Annotated in this window: 13 protein-coding genes; 7 read left to right on the forward strand and 6 right to left on the reverse strand. The window is 68.1% G+C overall.

Features of this window, described 5'->3' with window-relative positions; genetic code table 11:
• Nucleotides 1-96 precede the first annotated feature (96 nt).
• Nucleotides 97-867, reverse strand: coding sequence for a hypothetical protein (locus tag DB30_RS37665; RefSeq protein WP_052558469.1), 771 nt, complete (start codon nt 865-867; stop codon nt 97-99).
• 238 nt (nt 868-1,105) lie between these two features.
• Between DB30_RS37665 and DB30_RS37670 the strand changes: the two genes are divergently transcribed.
• Nucleotides 1,106-2,254, forward strand: coding sequence for a hypothetical protein (locus DB30_RS37670; protein ID WP_052558472.1), 1,149 nt, complete (start codon nt 1,106-1,108; stop codon nt 2,252-2,254).
• Nucleotides 2,255-2,305: 51 nt separating this feature from the next.
• Here the strand turns inward: DB30_RS37670 and DB30_RS37675 are convergent, their stop codons facing one another.
• The 3 genes from DB30_RS37675 to DB30_RS37685 form a co-directional block, all read right to left on the reverse strand.
• Nucleotides 2,306-3,160 carry a hypothetical protein gene (locus DB30_RS37675; RefSeq protein ID WP_052558478.1) on the reverse strand — a complete coding sequence of 285 codons (855 nt, stop codon included), beginning with the start codon at nt 3,158-3,160 and terminating at the stop codon, nt 2,306-2,308.
• A 75-nt stretch (nt 3,161-3,235) separates the two neighbouring features.
• Complete coding sequence (tatC, locus tag DB30_RS37680) at nt 3,236-4,084, reverse strand: twin-arginine translocase subunit TatC (RefSeq protein WP_052558482.1); 849 nt, start codon at nt 4,082-4,084, stop codon at nt 3,236-3,238.
• Between the two features lie 30 nt (nt 4,085-4,114).
• Complete coding sequence (locus tag DB30_RS37685; RefSeq protein ID WP_052558485.1) at nt 4,115-4,768, reverse strand: twin-arginine translocase TatA/TatE family subunit; 654 nt, start codon at nt 4,766-4,768, stop codon at nt 4,115-4,117.
• Nucleotides 4,769-4,975: 207 nt separating this feature from the next.
• On the opposite strand from DB30_RS37685, the gene DB30_RS37690 reads away from it, so the two are divergent.
• The 6 genes from DB30_RS37690 to DB30_RS37715 all read left to right on the forward strand — a co-directional run bounded on the left by DB30_RS37690 (nt 4,976) and on the right by DB30_RS37715 (nt 12,207).
• A complete protein-coding gene (locus DB30_RS37690; protein ID WP_146662453.1) occupies nt 4,976-7,096 on the forward strand; it encodes a retropepsin-like aspartic protease in 2,121 nt (706 codons plus the stop codon).
• Between the two features lie 6 nt (nt 7,097-7,102).
• On the forward strand, nt 7,103-7,762 hold the full coding sequence (locus DB30_RS37695; RefSeq protein ID WP_052558494.1) for an HAD family hydrolase: 660 nt from the start codon (nt 7,103-7,105) through the stop codon (nt 7,760-7,762).
• A complete protein-coding gene (locus DB30_RS37700) occupies nt 7,759-9,108 on the forward strand; it encodes a formimidoylglutamate deiminase (RefSeq protein WP_165704132.1) in 1,350 nt (449 codons plus the stop codon). Before DB30_RS37695 ends, DB30_RS37700 begins: the two co-directional genes overlap by 4 nt.
• 1 nt (nt 9,109) lies before the next feature.
• The gene (locus DB30_RS37705) at nt 9,110-9,808 is read left to right on the forward strand and encodes a hypothetical protein (RefSeq protein WP_052558500.1); all 699 of its coding nucleotides are present in this window, start codon (nt 9,110-9,112) and stop codon (nt 9,806-9,808) included.
• A gap of 77 nt (nt 9,809-9,885) precedes the next feature.
• Complete coding sequence (locus tag DB30_RS37710) at nt 9,886-11,046, forward strand: hypothetical protein (protein ID WP_052558505.1); 1,161 nt, start codon at nt 9,886-9,888, stop codon at nt 11,044-11,046.
• Between the two features lie 711 nt (nt 11,047-11,757).
• Complete coding sequence (locus tag DB30_RS37715; RefSeq protein ID WP_052558507.1) at nt 11,758-12,207, forward strand: hypothetical protein; 450 nt, start codon at nt 11,758-11,760, stop codon at nt 12,205-12,207.
• Between the two features lie 152 nt (nt 12,208-12,359).
• Here the strand turns inward: DB30_RS37715 and DB30_RS37720 are convergent, their stop codons facing one another.
• Nucleotides 12,360-14,666, reverse strand: coding sequence for a DUF4139 domain-containing protein (locus DB30_RS37720; RefSeq protein WP_146662455.1), 2,307 nt, complete (start codon nt 14,664-14,666; stop codon nt 12,360-12,362).
• 133 nt (nt 14,667-14,799) lie between these two features.
• Nucleotides 14,800-15,555 (reverse strand): hypothetical protein (locus tag DB30_RS37725; RefSeq protein ID WP_165704133.1); only part of this gene is annotated, 756 nt, incomplete at its 5' end.

A 15,555-nucleotide genomic window follows, 5' to 3' on the forward strand; every position in this document is an offset into this window, starting at 1 on the left:
CAAACGGCCCCGAGGAGCGAAGCGACCAGACGCGCCAGCGGCTGCAGTCGGCGAAGGGCCAGGCTCTATGTGGGGGTCTAAAGAACCCGGGTCATATCAAAGCGGTCCGTCGCCGCCTTTTAGGACGATCGGCTTGGTCTTCTTCTCTTCCTTCTTCGACTTGCCGCCCCCACCGCTGCCGCCGCTACCGCCGTTGTTGGACCGAGGGTTCGCGTTGGGCGAGATCGTCGCCTCGCCACCTTGGGCCGCGTTGGGCTCCTCGGTGTCGTCGCGGATCTCGGCGGCCTTGATGACCTCCTCGGGCCCCGCAGGAGCAGCCGGGGCGGCGTTCTTTTGGGCCTGCATGTTCTGCCACACGAAGTACCCACCGACACCGCCGGCGCCAAGCAAGACGACCAGCAAGAACACCCACTTGCTCCCCCCGCCCTTCGGCTTGAGATCGTCGTCGTAGCTGCTGGTTGCCGAGGCTGCGAAGTCTGCACCCGCGGCCGGACTCGCAAACGGGTTGTCGGCGGCCGCGCTTGGCGGTGGTGCGCTGACCGGCGCAGAAAACCCCGCGCCGCCCGGGTCGTCCCCGGTCATGGCCGAGATGTGCGGGGCCGAGAGCTCGTCGTCACCTTGCGTGGGCGTTGGCGGGCTGTCGGCGTCCGCGTCGGCGTCGTCTTCATCCTCTTCGGCGACGGCTTCGAGCTGGGCGTAGAGCGACTTGATCTCGACGCTCAGCTGCTCGATCGCCTCGTTGTGCTGCCGAAGCGTGAACGGCTCCTTGACAGTCTCGAGGGCCGCCTCATGCGTGGCGCGTTCTTGCTCGAGCTCATCGAGCCGGGCCAGCGAAGCTTCGATCCATTCGGGGGAACCAACATCCATCGTGGGCGAGTCTCCTTCTTCCTGCCGCTCGTTGGCCGAGCCTGGGCGGCGAAATGATACACATCCGAGAGTGGCGCCAACATAGCGGATTTGCGTTGCTGCTCGCACCGCTCGTGAGCGTGGGTCTTGGGGACGAGAGCGTGACAGACGCACGCGAACGGAGGCTCCGTGAATGTACAGCCCACGCTACGTGTCGATGCGCGCTTCGGTTTACGCTGGCTGTAGGCAAGGGAACCCGATGAAGACCGCGGGCAGCGCAGATCCGGCGACGGACGAGCCAACGCGCGCGCGCTCGCGCGGGTGGCTGGTCGGACCGTGGTTCGACGCCACCTGCATCGCGTGGGCGTGGGTGCCCTTCTACCTGTTTGTCGTGGTGGTGCTGGGGCTCGACGGCAGCTGGTCGCTCGGTGGGCGCGACGGCAACGGCACCGAACCCGGCCTCGGACTCGCGATGTTGATCGCCCTGGGCGTCAGCTATGTCCACCGCCACTACACCTTCTTGCTGGTCTATGGCGACGACCAGACCTTCGGCGAGCGCGTGCGGTCCTACACCCTCGTACCCGCCGCGCTGTTCATCGGCCTGGCGTTGGTCCTGCGCGTCCAAGGTGAGCTGAGCTGGGTGCTGTTTGGCTTGAAGATGCGCCCATGGATGCTGGTGCTGTTCGTGACCGGCGCCTGGAACATGTGGCACACGCTCATGCAGCGCTACGGGATCACGCGGATCTACGCGAGCAAGGCCGGCGGTGGCCTGCAGACCCCCGCGCACGGCCGTCGGGATCTGCGGCTGATGTGGGCGGCCGTGCTGCTCACGGCCGCCCTGACCTCGATGTTCCGGGCCTCGACCTTCGCGGGGATCGCCAACGGGCGACGCGTACTGATCGCCCTCGAGCCGATCATTCATGGCGCGCTTGGCTGGACGCTGCTGGCGATCATCACCGGCGCCACGCTGGTCATGGCGGGGAGCTGGGCGATCCACGAGCGCGCGGCCTCGCTGTCGCTACGCGAGCGGATCCCCAGGCTCAACTTCGTGGCCTCGACCGCGGCGCTGCTGCTGGTGTTCGTGGTCCACGGCCCGATCATTGGCTACCTGTGCTTCGGGGTCGCCCACGCGATCGAGTACGTCTGCTTCTTCCACGTGTTTGGCCGCCGCAAGTTCGCCGGGCGCGAGCCGCAGCAACGACAGGGTCTGGCGGCCAAGCTGCTGGCGCGGCCGCTGGTGTCTGGCCCGATCATCGCGCTGGCGCTGGCGGGGCTGTTCATCGCGCTCGCGGATCACCGCAAGAGCGAGCCCTACCTCGTGTACTACACAGCAACGTCCCTGCTGCACTTCTTGTACGACGGCTGGATCTGGAAGGTCCGCAAGCCCGAGGTCGCCAGGCACTTGTAGCGCCTGGCCACCTGCGAACGGCCGTGAACGCGCGGGTCAGCGAGCGCGCGACTACTCGCCCTTGTTGTCTTCGCCCTTTGCCGGCGCGGCGTCCTCTGCCGGCGCCGCGTCCTCTGCCGGCGCGGCGGCGTCGGTCGGCGCTTCGCTGCCGGTTGGCACGGCGTCGATCGGCGCGACGATCGCGGGTGGCGCGGGCTTCTCAGTGTCTTGGCAGCACAAGACCCCACCGTTGCGCTCGGACGTGACCGAGCCACAGCCTTGCGCCTTGCCGACGGAGATCCGGGTCTGCCCAGGCCACACCGCGTCGCGGCACTCGCCCGGGCGACAGTTCTGGCCGCAGCACACCGGCTCGGCCCCGTACCCATCTTTGAGGCAGGGGTAGCGGGTCGTGGGGCCAGGTGCGGGCGCGCACTCTTTCTTCTTTTTGACGTGGCTGATCGCGGCGACGAACTTGCCCGGACCCGCGCCCTCGCTGCACTGCTTGTCGTCAACGCGATCGCTGAGGTCGTGATAGTCGCCATCGCGGGCGCACACGTGCCAGCCCTCGGCGCACACGTCGGCGGGCGCCGTGCACACGTCGAGGTCATCGCCACAGGGCTTGCGGGTCGGGCCCTTGCGCAGGGTCAAGCTTCCGTCCCAGACCCCCAGGCAGCCGGCGATCGTCGGGAATTGTTTGAGGTCGGCGAAGCCCTCGCGCTGGCCGTCGGCGCAGCCAACTACTTTGGGATCCCCGCCGCGCTCGCTCTCTTGAAACTTGATGTCGGTCAGAGCCGACGGCGCGTTGTCGTCGACCTTGACGTCCTTGCCGACCTTCTTGGCCGTGTTTGTAGCCGGTGGTGGACCGCAGGCGATGAGCGCGGTGGAGCTGAGCAGGCCACACAGTGCGAGGACGGCGCGTAGTTTCATCGCCGAGAATGTAACAGCTTCAGCGCGAGGATGAACCCCCAGCGGGGCGCCTCAATCGGCGCCTCAGTCGGCGCTTCAGTCGGGCTCGTCGGGCTCGTCGGGCTCGTCAAACTCGGCGAGCGCGGCCTCGACCTTGGACGCTGGGTTGATCAACTTCGCGACACCCATGGAGATGAAGTAGAGCACGACCATGGGCCCCGCCATGAGCACCTGACTGACGGGCTCGGGGGGGGTCAGGATCCCGGCGACGATGAACATCACCAGCACGGCGACCTTCCAGAACCGTATCAGGGTCTTCTCGGTCACGAGCCCGGCCTTGGCCAAGAACGCGACCAGCAGCGGAAACTCGAACACCAGCCCAAACGCCAGCAGCACCCGCGTGGTGCCCTTGAAGTAGTTGTGCAGCTCGAGCTGGATCGACTCGCCGCGATCGTGCGAGTAGTCGATCATCCATTCGTACACGAACGGCAAGACGACCTCGAACGCGAACGCGGCCCCGATCAAGAACATCACCATCGAGGTGACCACGAAGGGCACCGCGAACCGCTTCTCTCGCGCGAACAGCCCTGGGGCGATGAACAGCCACAGCTGCAAGAACAGGTAGGGCGCCGTGAGGAAGATCCCCGCGGTCACGGCCACGCGCACATCGACCATCAGCGGGTCTTGGATCGCCAGCGCCTGCAGCTCGGCGATGCCCTCCATGCCGGCCGACTTCCACGCGTCGTCGAGCGGGATGCGGAGGAACTTGGAGATGTGGGGGGCGAAGTAGAAGCTCGCGAAGAACCCGAGCGCGATCGCCAGGACCATGCGGATCAGCCGGCTGCGCAGCTCACCGACGTGGTCGAGGAACGCCATCGGCTTGTCGCCGTCGGGGCCCTCGGCCAAGCCTTCTTGGCCGTTGTTGTCGTTGTCGTCGCCCGCCATGGAGAATTGGATCGGTTGTCGGGTCTGGACTCAGGCGACGCCTTCACGCGGCTCGGCGCTGTCGCTCACCTTGCCATCGGCTTGTGAAGCGGGTGAAGCAGCCACGCTGGTGGGCGGAGTGTAGGGCGGCGGGCGGGCGGCGGCGAGGTCCCCAGGCTTGGCCCCAACTTTGCGAGGATCAGCGCCGGCGACGGGCCCGCCGGCGTGCGCGTCGTCGTCGTCGTCATCATCGTTGTCGTTGTCGTCGGGCTCGCTGGCTGCGATCCGAACGGGGCTCGCGGAGCTGGCGCTGCTGGCGGCCAGCGCGGTCGGGGCTTCAGACGGGCTCCCCGATGCGGGCCCTGGCGCCGCGCCTTCCTTTACTTCCTGCTCGCGCTCGGCCTGAAGCCGCCGCGCCGTCGCCATCCGCAGCTCCATCTGGGCCTTGGCGAGCTGCTGCCGGGCTTTGCGCTCGGCGTCGCGGACCTCCCAGCGAGCGTCGTTGTAGGCGCCCTTGATCTCGTCGATCGGCGAGCGCAGATCCTCGTCCTCGAGGATCGTCGCGCGGAAATCCTCGGCGGTCTTGCGGACCTGACCGTAGATCCGGGCAACAGAACGCGCGAGCTTGGGCAGCTCCTTCGGCGGGAACAACATCACCGCGAGCGCGATGATGAGGCCGATCTCCATCATGCCGAGACCGAACATCGGCGAACCATAGCAGGGGCCGCGAGCTCTGTCGTCTGGGGGGGCTCGAGCCAAAAGTGTGTGAGAACGCTTGTTAAGCCGCTCGATCTCGGCTGGTTCCAGGCAGGAACGGCCGCCTGGACACCCCCCCACCGCGCGGGCAAGCTGCGCCTCATGCCTGCGCGCTTCACCCCACGGCGTCATTCTCTGGCGCTGTGCTTGGCGCTGATGCCACCCCTGCTGCTACCGGTCGGCTGCCTGACCGTTCCCGGCGATCTCGACGACCCCAGCGGCGCACCAGCGGCCCCATCCTCCGTCCAGGAGCTGCTCGATCGTCACGTGGTCGCCAGCGGCGGCGATCAGGCCCTGCGTGCCGCCGCCCAGCGTACCGTTGAGGCGCGGGTCGTGTTCAAGGCCCAAGAAGGCTGCGAAGAGGGCGATGCCGACTGCGTGTGGGAGGAGACCGACGGGCAATTCGTGCTCTACACGACCGCCGACGGCCGCATGTACCGGCGCATGGTCGTTGGCGACAACGTGCTCGAGCGCGGCTTCGATGGGGACACCGGCTGGCAGATGCAGGCCCAACCCCAGATGCTGGTCATCGAAGATCCCGCGGCTACGCCCGTGCTCCGCGAGGACGCGCTGCTGCACTGGTACCTCGACGTCGACAAGCGGGATGATCTCGCGCTCGAGCTGCTGCCAACCCGCAAGAGCCCCGACGGCCGCGACCTCGACGGGATCATGTGGTTCGCCGCCTCGCCGGTCATGCCGCAGAGCGAAAAATGGTTCGATCGCGCGACCGGTCTGCTCTACGAAGAGATCGAGCGCGACACCGAGACCAGTGACGTCGTGCGCCGGGTCTACGGCGACTATCGCGAGGTCGACGGGGTGCAGGTCCCGTGGCTGATCCAGCAGATCACCGAGGTCGAGGGCTACCCCGATCACATCGTCGAGCTGCGCCTGCAGGTCGTCCACCACCGGCCGGTCCGCGACACGCTGTTCGCGGTGCCCGAGCTGGCCCCCGCCGAGCCCGAGCCCGATCAGCTGCTGGCCGCGCTCGACCAAGCCAGGCTCGAGGCCGAGGGTGACAAGGACAACGTGCTCGCCCAGGTCATGCACGCCCGCCTCGCGTTCGCGGCGATGCACCTCGAGCAAGCCACTGCCGCGGCCAAGCGCGCGCTGGCGCTCGACAAGAACGAGCTCGAGGCGGTCTACATCCTCGCTCGGATCGCGCTGCTCGAAGGTGATCTAAAAGAGGCCGACAAGCTGATGCGCCAGGCGATCAGCAAGGGCCTGCGCGAAGACGAGGCGGCCCGGCAGCTCGCGTGGATCCACATGCGCAACGGCGACTGGGCCAGGGCCGCCAAGGACCTCGCGGAGGCGGGCAGCCCCGATCTCGCGGCCCGCTACGAGGCCTTCTCCGGCAAGCCGCTGGTCGCCAAGATGGGCGGCAACGGGTGCACGACGACGGTGCCGATCGAGATCGAAGGCGGCGCGGTGGTCGTCGAGATCAGCGCCGACGGTGACGCGCTGCGGATGTTGCTCGACACCGGCGCCTCGGATCTGATCATCTCTGACTCGCGCGCGCGGGCTCTGGTGATCGGCACCGACGCCCAAGCCCCGCTCGTCGCCGGTGGGCCGCCGCTCAAGCAAGGCCAGCTCGACAGCCTCACGATCGGGGATCTGTCCGTCACCAACGTCCCGATCACCATGTTCCCCGACGCGCAGATCAGCGCCGTGGTGGGGATGGAGGGGGTCGACGGCGTGTTGGGGATCCGCCCGTTCGCGACCCGGCAGATCACCGTTGATCGCGAAGCGAAGACCCTGGAGATCGTCGAGCCCGGCAACCGCTGCAAGAAGCAGCGCGAGGCCAACCACGTCGGGATCCCCGTCCCGTTTTGGGTCCACGAGACCCACTACCTCTATGTACTCGGCCAGATGAACGGCGCCGAGGGCATGTACCTGCTCAACACCGGCATGCGCGGCGCGGATCTGACCGCCAACGAGGGCGCCTACGCCTACGCTGGGATCGGGGCGCCGCCCGTGCGCGCAGGGGCGCCAAGCCTCGCTCGCGTCGAACGCTTCTCGCTCGGGGAGTTCACCCGCGAGGACCTTGGCGCGGCCTGGGGCTTCTTGCAGCAGAACGCCACCAGCGACGGCTTTCGCCTCGATGGCATGCTCGGGCTCGAGGCGCTCGGGCGCGGGCGTTGGACCCTCGACTACGAGCAGCAGCGGCTGTACCTCAACCCGGCCAAGTCCCCGGCCCCCGCCAAGTCCCCGGCCCCCGCCAAGTCTCCGGCCCCCGCCAAGTCGCCTGAGCCCGCCGCCGCCAAACCCAAGAGTCAGTGACCCCGCATGCGCTACCCGGTGCTGATCTTCGATCTCGATGACACGCTGATCGAGAGCTTCCCCGAGTACGTCCGTCTGCATCAGCGCATCGCGTCCGACCTCGGCTGGCAGATCCCCACCGCCGAGCAGCTGGTGCACTACGGTCCCACGTGGGAAGCCACGCTCGAGCGGCTGTGGCCGGGGGTTGGGCTCGAGCCGTTCATGGCTCGCTACGAGCAGCTCGCCGACGACCACAGCTATCCGGCGATCGTCGGGGTCCCGGCTGCGTTGACGCGCTTGCGCGAGGCTGGCCACAGCTTGTGGATCGTGACCAAGCGATCCCGGCGGCGCCTGAGCCAGCGCATGGGTCAGGCCGGGCTGCCGCAAGAATGGTTCGCTGGGATCTTCGCCTATGAAGATCAGCCGGTGTCCAAGCCCGACCCGCGCTGCTTCGAGCCGGTCTGGCAGGCGCTCGGCGGGTCTCGGTCGAGCGCGGCCGAGCGCGCGCTCTACGTTGGTGATCGCAAAGACGACCAGCTCGCCGCCGACGCGGCTGGGGTCGGATTCGTCGGCGTCCGCACCGGTCCCGAGCACCTCGCTCAGGCCAGCTTTCTCGACCGGCTGCCGCATGAGCACGTGCTCGACAGCGCCGCCGAGCTCCCAGGTTGGCTGGAGGCGCGTCGGTGACCCAGCCCGCCGCGCTCGCGGTCACGGCCAAGCTCGCGTGGGTCACCCTCGACGGTGTGGCGCAGCTGGTCAGCCGCCCGCGGATCCGCTTTGATCGCGAGTCTGGGCAGATCCTGTCGATCTCGCTGGCGAGCGAGGGGGACAGCGCCACCCCCGAGGGCGAGCTGCTCCACGACCTCGGTCACGCGTTGTTGCTCCCCGGCATGGTCAACGCCCACAGCCACGCGTTTCAGCGGGCGATCCGGGGGGCTACCCACACCCTTGGCCCACACAGTCCATCTAGCTTTTGGAGCTGGCGGTCCGCGATGTACGAGGTCGCGAACACCCTCGACCCCGAGGGCGTCTACGCCCAGACCCGGGCGTGCTTCGCCGAGATGCTCACGCGCGGGATCACCTGCGTCGGCGAGTTTCACTACCTGCACCACGCCCCGGATGGCACGCGCTACGCCGACCCCAACGAGCTCTCGCGCCAGGTCATTCGGGCGGCCGATGACGTCGGGCTGCGGCTGTGTCTGCTCGAGGTCTACTACGCGCGGTCCGGCGCCCAGGCCAAGGGTCCGCTGCCCGAGCAGCGCCGGTTCTGTGACGGCTCGACCGACGCGTACTTGGCCCGCGTCGATGAGCTGCGTGCGCTGGCGTCACCCATGTTGAGCGTGGGCGTGGCGCCCCACAGCGTTCGGGCCGTGGCCGCCGACGAGCTCGCCCGGCTCGCCGCCCACGCCAACGCCCACGGCCTGCCGATCCACGCCCACGTGTCCGAGCAGCCGCTCGAGAACCAACAGTGCCAGGCCGAGCACGGCCGCACACCGCTGCAAGTGTTCGCGGACGCCGGCTGCCTCGCAGGCCCCCGCGCGTTCACTGCCGTCCACGCGATCCACGTCACGGCCAGCGACCTCGAGCTCCTGCGCAACCAACAAGTCTGCGCGTGTCCAACAACCGAGGCGGACCTCGGCGACGGGATCGTCCCGGCCGCGGCGTGGCGGGAGCACGGCGCAACCATCTCGCTCGGCAGCGACAGCAACGCGGTCATCGACCTGGTCCAAGAGGCGCGACTGCTCGAGATGCACGAGCGCCTGCGTCAGCAGGCCCGCCTGTGTCTGCGCGATGATCAGGGCCGGGTCGCGCCGGTGTTGCTGGCGGCGGCGACCACCGGTGGCGCCCAGGCGCTGGGCCGGCCCGAGCTTGGCCGCCTGGCTGTGGGCTCGCCCTTCGACGCCCTCGCGATCGACCTCGACCACCCCACGCTGCGTGGCGTCGATGGTCAGCTCGCGCTCGACGCCGTGTTCCTCGCGGGCACGGCCGAGCCCATCTCCCAGGTCTGGGTGGCCGGCAGGCGCAGGCGCTAGCATGCTGGGTCGGCCGCGCTCGGTGGTTGTCGCGGGTCTGGTCGTGCTCGTGACCAGCTCGTGCCGCACGACCCCCCGCGACTGCGACGACGCGACCAACGAGCGGTGTCTGTGGAACCAGGGACTGCGCAAACCGATCGCCTCGGACAATGAGCCCGGCCAGGACGAGGTCGCGACCGATCCTCACACCAGCCTCGGCAGCGACGCCAAGCTCAACGAGGCGGTCACGCAGCTGGTCGACATGATGCGGACGGGCTTGGAGTGGTCGCTTGTCGACGCCCGCGCGCGCAGCCTGTGTGTGAGCGAGGTCGAGGCCGATCCCGCGACCGATCCCCCGACCGATCCCGCGACCGATCCCCCGACCGACGGTGACGAGGGCGGTGGCGCCAGCGCGGCCTGGCACTGTGACACCGCGCTGTTGATCGACACCCAGAATCTGGTGCTCGAGGCCACCGCTGCCGTGCTCTCGCTCAGCACCGCCCCCCTCGATGAGTCCGCGAGCGCCGAGCTGCTCGACCTCGCGCGGGGCCGCTTCGAGCCGTGGTGCGCCAGCGAGTTCGAGGAGCTCGAGGGCACCAACCATCTATTATTCTATCGCTGCGCCCTGCCCGAGGGCCCTTTCTTGGTCGTCGCGAGGTTCCCGCGCGATCTCGACGCGGGCGCCTGGCAGGTCTCGATCGCCATCCTCGACGCTGGTTGAGCCGCTATCGCGCCCCCACCGAGGGTCACGCCGGAGGGCATGTGACGCCGCGGCATCATGCTCTACACTCCGCGCCGATGCTCGACGACATCCGCATGCCCAGCAGCCACGGCGGGCTCGTTTTCCCGCTCGACATGTTCCGCCCGACGATGCTCGCGGCCGCGCTCGCGGAGGGCTTGATCGCCCACGCCCGCAACATCCTCGACGCCAAGCTCGAACTGGTGCGGCACCCCGAGGTCCAGCTCGTGCTCGCGCGGATCACCGGATCCGTGATCGGCGACGACCCGGCCGGGTTTTGGCGCGAGAACGTCGAGCTGGGCGTGATCGCCTCGCAGGTGCTGCCGCGTCAGCTGTTCTTGTACTGGGTCGCCGGGGAGCCCAACCCTCGCCAGGGGTTTGTGGTCACACAGCGCGGCCAGGTCCTGGGAGCTCAGGACGCGACCCCGGACCAGCTCCCCCCCGACGCGACCGCCGCCGACTGGCCCGTCGCGCAGTTGCTCAAGCAGCTTCAGGTCGAGCCCGACGAGCTCGCCAGCGGGTTCGCGGGGGGTCCTCGCGTCGAGCTCTCGCTGATCGAGCCCGAGGGTGACGATCGTTCGCTGCTGATGACGCTGGTTGGCCAACAACCCGAAGACGGCCAAGGCGACGAGGGCGACGCAGGCGACGACGCGGGGCCGGACGCGCCTGCATCCAGTCCCCAAGCGGGCGCGGCCCCAGCCGCCACCAAGCGGGTCAGCGTCGAGGACGACAAGAAGCGCCGCGCCGCCGAACACAAGGCCGAGCTCGACGCCCGCGCGGCCAAGGCCGACTCGATCCGCGCCGATCTCCCCTACGTCGTCGACGACCTTGGCATCGTGGTCGCCCCCAAGGGCGCAGAGTTGGCCGACTCCGACATCCTTCGCGCCTACCTGATCCCGAACGTAGAGGGCGAGCTGCCAGCCGGCATCGATCGTGACCTGCGGGCCCAGCTGCAGGGCAAGCGCGTGGATTTTGCGGTTGGCGTCGAGTTCCTCAGCGAGATGTTCGCCGTCGATGGTCCGCTGACAAAGGCCCTGTTCGAACAGGCCAGTCAGCCACGCATGCTCGGCGGCGCCGAGGTCCGCGTGCTCGAGGTGCTCGGCCCGCGGCTCGGTCGCGGCAGCTACATCCGGCGTGGTCGCGCGGGCGTGTTCGTCTCGCGGGTCCCCGAGCTCGCGCTCCCCGACGCGTTGATCCTCGAGCTGCTCGGCGACGCCTGACTCGGAAGTCGGCGCCGGCGGCTGACGGCCCCGCGGGGGTCCGCGGCCCGTGGTTGACCTCGATGATCCGGCTGAAGTCCCGCCCGCGCTGATAACAGCCGCGACGCGGGCCCCTCGCACAGTCCCAAGGATCAATGGGCGCTCGCGCGCGCGCTGGTTTGACTACGCGCAAACTTGGATCCGCATCACGACCGACCCGCATGTCGTGCCTGCGACATCGGTGTCTCGCTGCATCGTGTTCGCGGCCCAATCGCAGCGGTTGGGCGCCGGAAAAAGCGCATACTCGCGTTGCGCATCGCAACACTATTGAAATCGCGACTATACGTAGTTGCGCGAAGATTGAGGCCCCGTGTGGAACTGAATGTCCTGATCCCCGAGCATTGGAGCCACGTTGGGGGCATGGAGCCACAGTTATCCGGCAGCTTCGGGCGATTTGTCCAAGCGATCACAGAAACACTGGTGATGGGGACCACGGGTCTGGTCTCAAAAGCACCTTAAATCTCGCTATTCAATAACGATATCAAGGAGTTGTAAAATTGCGTCAGGTCCCCTGGCCAGGTTCGGGGCCTGAGCTAGCCTGAATTCAGTTCGAAGACGGAGCTGATCGAACTCGGTACGAAACTTGAAGATTTGCTCCGGTAGGTCGTCGAAGCGCACCAGGGGCCCGGGGAGCGAGCCCGGCGCAAAGCAAACAGAAAAGGATATACGCACATGTACTTGCGAAGGAACAAAGTCCGCTGTGGCGATTCTCGCCGAACCTACCTGTCCATCGCCCACAACGTTTGGTGGTCTGGCGAAGGTAACAAGAAGGCTCAGAGCCGCCCAATCGTGATCGCGTCGTTTGGTGTAGAGGACAACGTGGATGTCGAGCTCGCTCGCGATGTTGTCGTCGCCGTCGAGAGCAGCGCGCCACGCTTTCCCTTTCGCCGCGGCGAAGGCAAGGCGGCAACGGTCCGGATCGCCCAAGAAGTGCGCAAGATCGAGCCTTTCCTCAAAGTGCTCGTGAGCCGCAAGCTGGGCCTCGCCGAGCACCTGCCCCCGCATCCACAGCGAGGTGAGATCCTCGAGGCGCTGATTCGCGACAAGCTCGCCGAGCCCGAGCCCTCCAACCTTCGCGAAGATGAGATCATGGACTCGATCCGCAACCGCCTTGGCGGGTGATCTCTCGTCAGCTCGGACGAGGCCATGTGCAACCCGGGCGAGGCTTCTCGCCCCATTGCACAGCCGTCGCGCAGCAGCCCGTGACCCAAAAAGAAGCCCGACAGCCTTCGCTGTCGGGCTTTTCTTTCGCCAGCCGCTTTACCTACGACCGCCTACTTTTGGCCATCTTTGGTGCGCTCGGATCCGGGGGCACCGGGCGTGCTCGGGGCCCGCAGATCCAAGTCTTGGATCATGTCCTCGAGTTCGATCTTCAGCTCGAGCCGCTTGCTCTCGAGCTCGACGATCCGGCGGCCCCTGGTGTCGGCCTCGCTCGAGAACTCGTCGAGGCGCTTGTTGAGCTTCTGCCGCAGCGCGCCCGCGGCCGGGTCCTTCTTGATGCTGTCGAGGTTGCGGCGGGTCTGATCCGCGCGCTGCTCGAGCTCGGCCTGTTGGCGGCGCAGGCCGTCGACCTCCGTGTCGATCCGGCCGATCTCGCGGCGCAGCTCCACGACCGGCTGCAGCTTGTTGCGGGCCGCCGCGTCGAGGTTGTCAGCCGTCAGGAATTTTTCGAGCAGCGCGAGCGCCTGCTGATCCCAGATCGCCAGGCTGATCTTCGACGGCGTCTGCTCGACCACTTTGATGCTCGCGCTGGTTGCCTTGGGCGCGACGGTCACGGGGATCAACCACGCGTCCTCGAGATCCTCGGTGCTCTCGGGCCGCTGCGCGAGCTCGTAGTTTGATCCGCTCTGCGGCTGGCGGATCAGGACCTTGAAGCCCTTGGCCTGGGCCGGCCCGCGAACGTCCCAGGTCGTGGTGGTCTGGTAGAAGCTCTCGACCTCGAGCACCCCACGCACGATCCGGGTCACGGTCATCTCTTGCCCGCTGTACTGCTTGGCCGAGGTCACCATGATGCCCGGCTCGACCGCGAACGGGATCGTGACCGAAGTACCGGCGCCCACGGCCTCGGACAGACCCTCGCCGACGAAGCTGCCGCCCGAGTAGATCGAGATCGGCCCAGGCTCGAGCACGTACTCCGTCGAGTTTTGAAACCGCACGACCCGGTAGGGGTTGGCCTCATAGCCGTAGCCGCCGCCGCCGGGCTTGTACAAGAAGGTCTGCTCCGCGGCGATCTCCTCGTTGATGACCGCGACCATGGTCGAGGTCCCATCCGGCAGGGTCACCGGGGTGCTCAAGTCGACGCGGGTCAAGCCCGAGATCCGCTGGGATCGCGCGGAGGCGTCGGTGCTGCGGCGCAGTGACTCGAGGTCCATGCTCGGCCCTCGCTCGGCGGCGGCAGCCGGTGGCGGCGGCGGTGCTGCAGGGGCCGGAGCCGCGCCTCCGCGTGCGCTCGCGCCCACGCCCCCTTTGTCCTTCTTCTTGGCGATCAGCCGCGAGCGATCGCCGTCGTCGAGCGCCCCCTCGGCGACCTCCTGCTCCCAGTAGTCACCAGCGTAGGCCTCGCCCGATTTCTCGTAGACCGCCTCCTCCTCCATCGGGGCGGCCAGCTCGTCCATGCTGGCGTCGCCCCAGCTGGTCTCGCCGACGGCGACCGCGGCCTGACGATGCACCCCGCTCTCCGTCATGTCGCTGCGGTACACCTCGCGCGGGGTGTGCAGGTCATAGCGAAACGCGATCGGTGCACCCGAGGTCAGGCTCAGGCTGATCTCGGTCCAGTCTTCACCCGAGATGTTGTCGACGACGGCCCAGCCCTGCAGCAGCGCCTTGCCATCGCCGTCCTCGGGCAGCACCACGCGGTAGGTTGGCTTCCACATCGGCGCCGAGACCACGTAGCTGACCGTCAGATCATGGCTGCGGGCGCCCGTGAGCCGGACCTCGATCTCGATCTGTTCGAACATGCCCTCGCCCGCCGACGCGTCGAGGCTGCGATGCAGCTGCATCGCGAGATCGCCGTCGTGCAGCGAGATCGACTTGATCTTCGACAAGCGCACGACCTGCATGTGCCCGTTTGACAGCAGGGTCAGCTTCCAGTCGAGCGAGTCGCTGGTGGAGGAAGGGATCGCCCCGCCGCCGCCGCGGTTGCTGGGATCCGGCTCGTTGACCGAGCGCTCGACCATGACCACGCGACCGCGCATGATCCGGCCCGTGTGGGTGTGGACCGTGAGCTCCGTCCCGCGGATGCTGTCGAGCACCTGCGCGAGCGAGCCGCGACCGGGGGCCAGGGTCGCCATCGCGGTGTTGGCCCACGCGGCGGGGTCGAGCGGCATCGACACGCTCACGGCCTTGCCCGTGGCATCGACGACCGTCAGGCTCTTGAGCAGATCATTGACCTGATCCTTGCGAACCTTGAGCCGCAGGACGTCGTCGGTGACCTTGCCCCGGCGCTCGAAGTAGCCAATTCCGTTGCGGTAGAGCACGACCGTGTCGAGCTCGAGGTCGTCGACGGTCGCCAAGGGCTTGCGACCCGCGCAGCCGGCCAACAGGGGAAATACGAACAGAGAGACGATCGCTAGTTTGCGCATGAGGATCTCGGGGCGGTGAGGGTAGCTCAGCCGCGCGGCCGCCAACGCAGGCCACGCTGGGCAAACTTACACGGCCCTACCCTTTCTGTTCACCCGCCGCGCGGTGGGGTTGGCGGCCCGATCCTCAACTGTCTCACATGCCGTCGAGCGAGGGCAGCGGCGCTTGCCCACCCGTGAGCTCTGGCGCGTCATCGTCGGCGGCGGGCAGCGTATCGGGGAGCTGTTGATCCGGGCGCTTGGGCTCCGGCGGCTGGGTTGGGGCGTCTGGCAAGTCCACCTGCTCCCCGGGCGCGGCCTCGTGCTCGCGGATCAGCTTGGCGACCGCGAGCCGCTTGAAGTAGTTGCGATCAATGGCCGACAGATCCTGGGCGTCGTAGGTCTCGTAGATCGCGGTCAACAGCTCGCGCCGCTCGCCCTCTGCGAGCGCGTGCCCGGTCTTGGTCGGCATGCTCATGAACGTGGCGTCGAGCTGCGCGAGCGGGAGCTCGTCGCCGGGCCGGTTGAGCTCGAAGCTCCTACGGTACAGCTGGATCAGCGAGACCAGCTGCTCGCGTAGCTCGACCTCGTCGAGCTCCCCGGCCGCGAGCGCGGCGACGCGGGCCTCGTGGGTGCGCCACACGTCCTCGATCTCGGACGGCGGGATCCGGCGGCCCTCCAGCACCCTGCGCAGGGTGACCTCGAGCTGCCCGCGCGTGCGAGTGAGCAGCGCGCGGGTCTCGTCGTCGAGGCCGACGGCGACCGAGCGCGCGTTGTTGGTGGCTTGGACCGCGCGCCGCTCCTCGCGGGCCTTGGTGCTGCTCGAGAGTTGCTCCGCCGCGATCGCGCGGGCCTCTTCGCGCGCTCGCTGGACGGCGAGCTCCTGCTCGCGCACGCGCTGTTCGAGCGCGCA

Origin of the sequence: Enhygromyxa salina (assembly GCF_000737335.2) — a bacterium.
Lineage (GTDB): Bacteria > Myxococcota_A > Polyangia > Nannocystales > Nannocystaceae > Plesiocystis > Plesiocystis salina_C.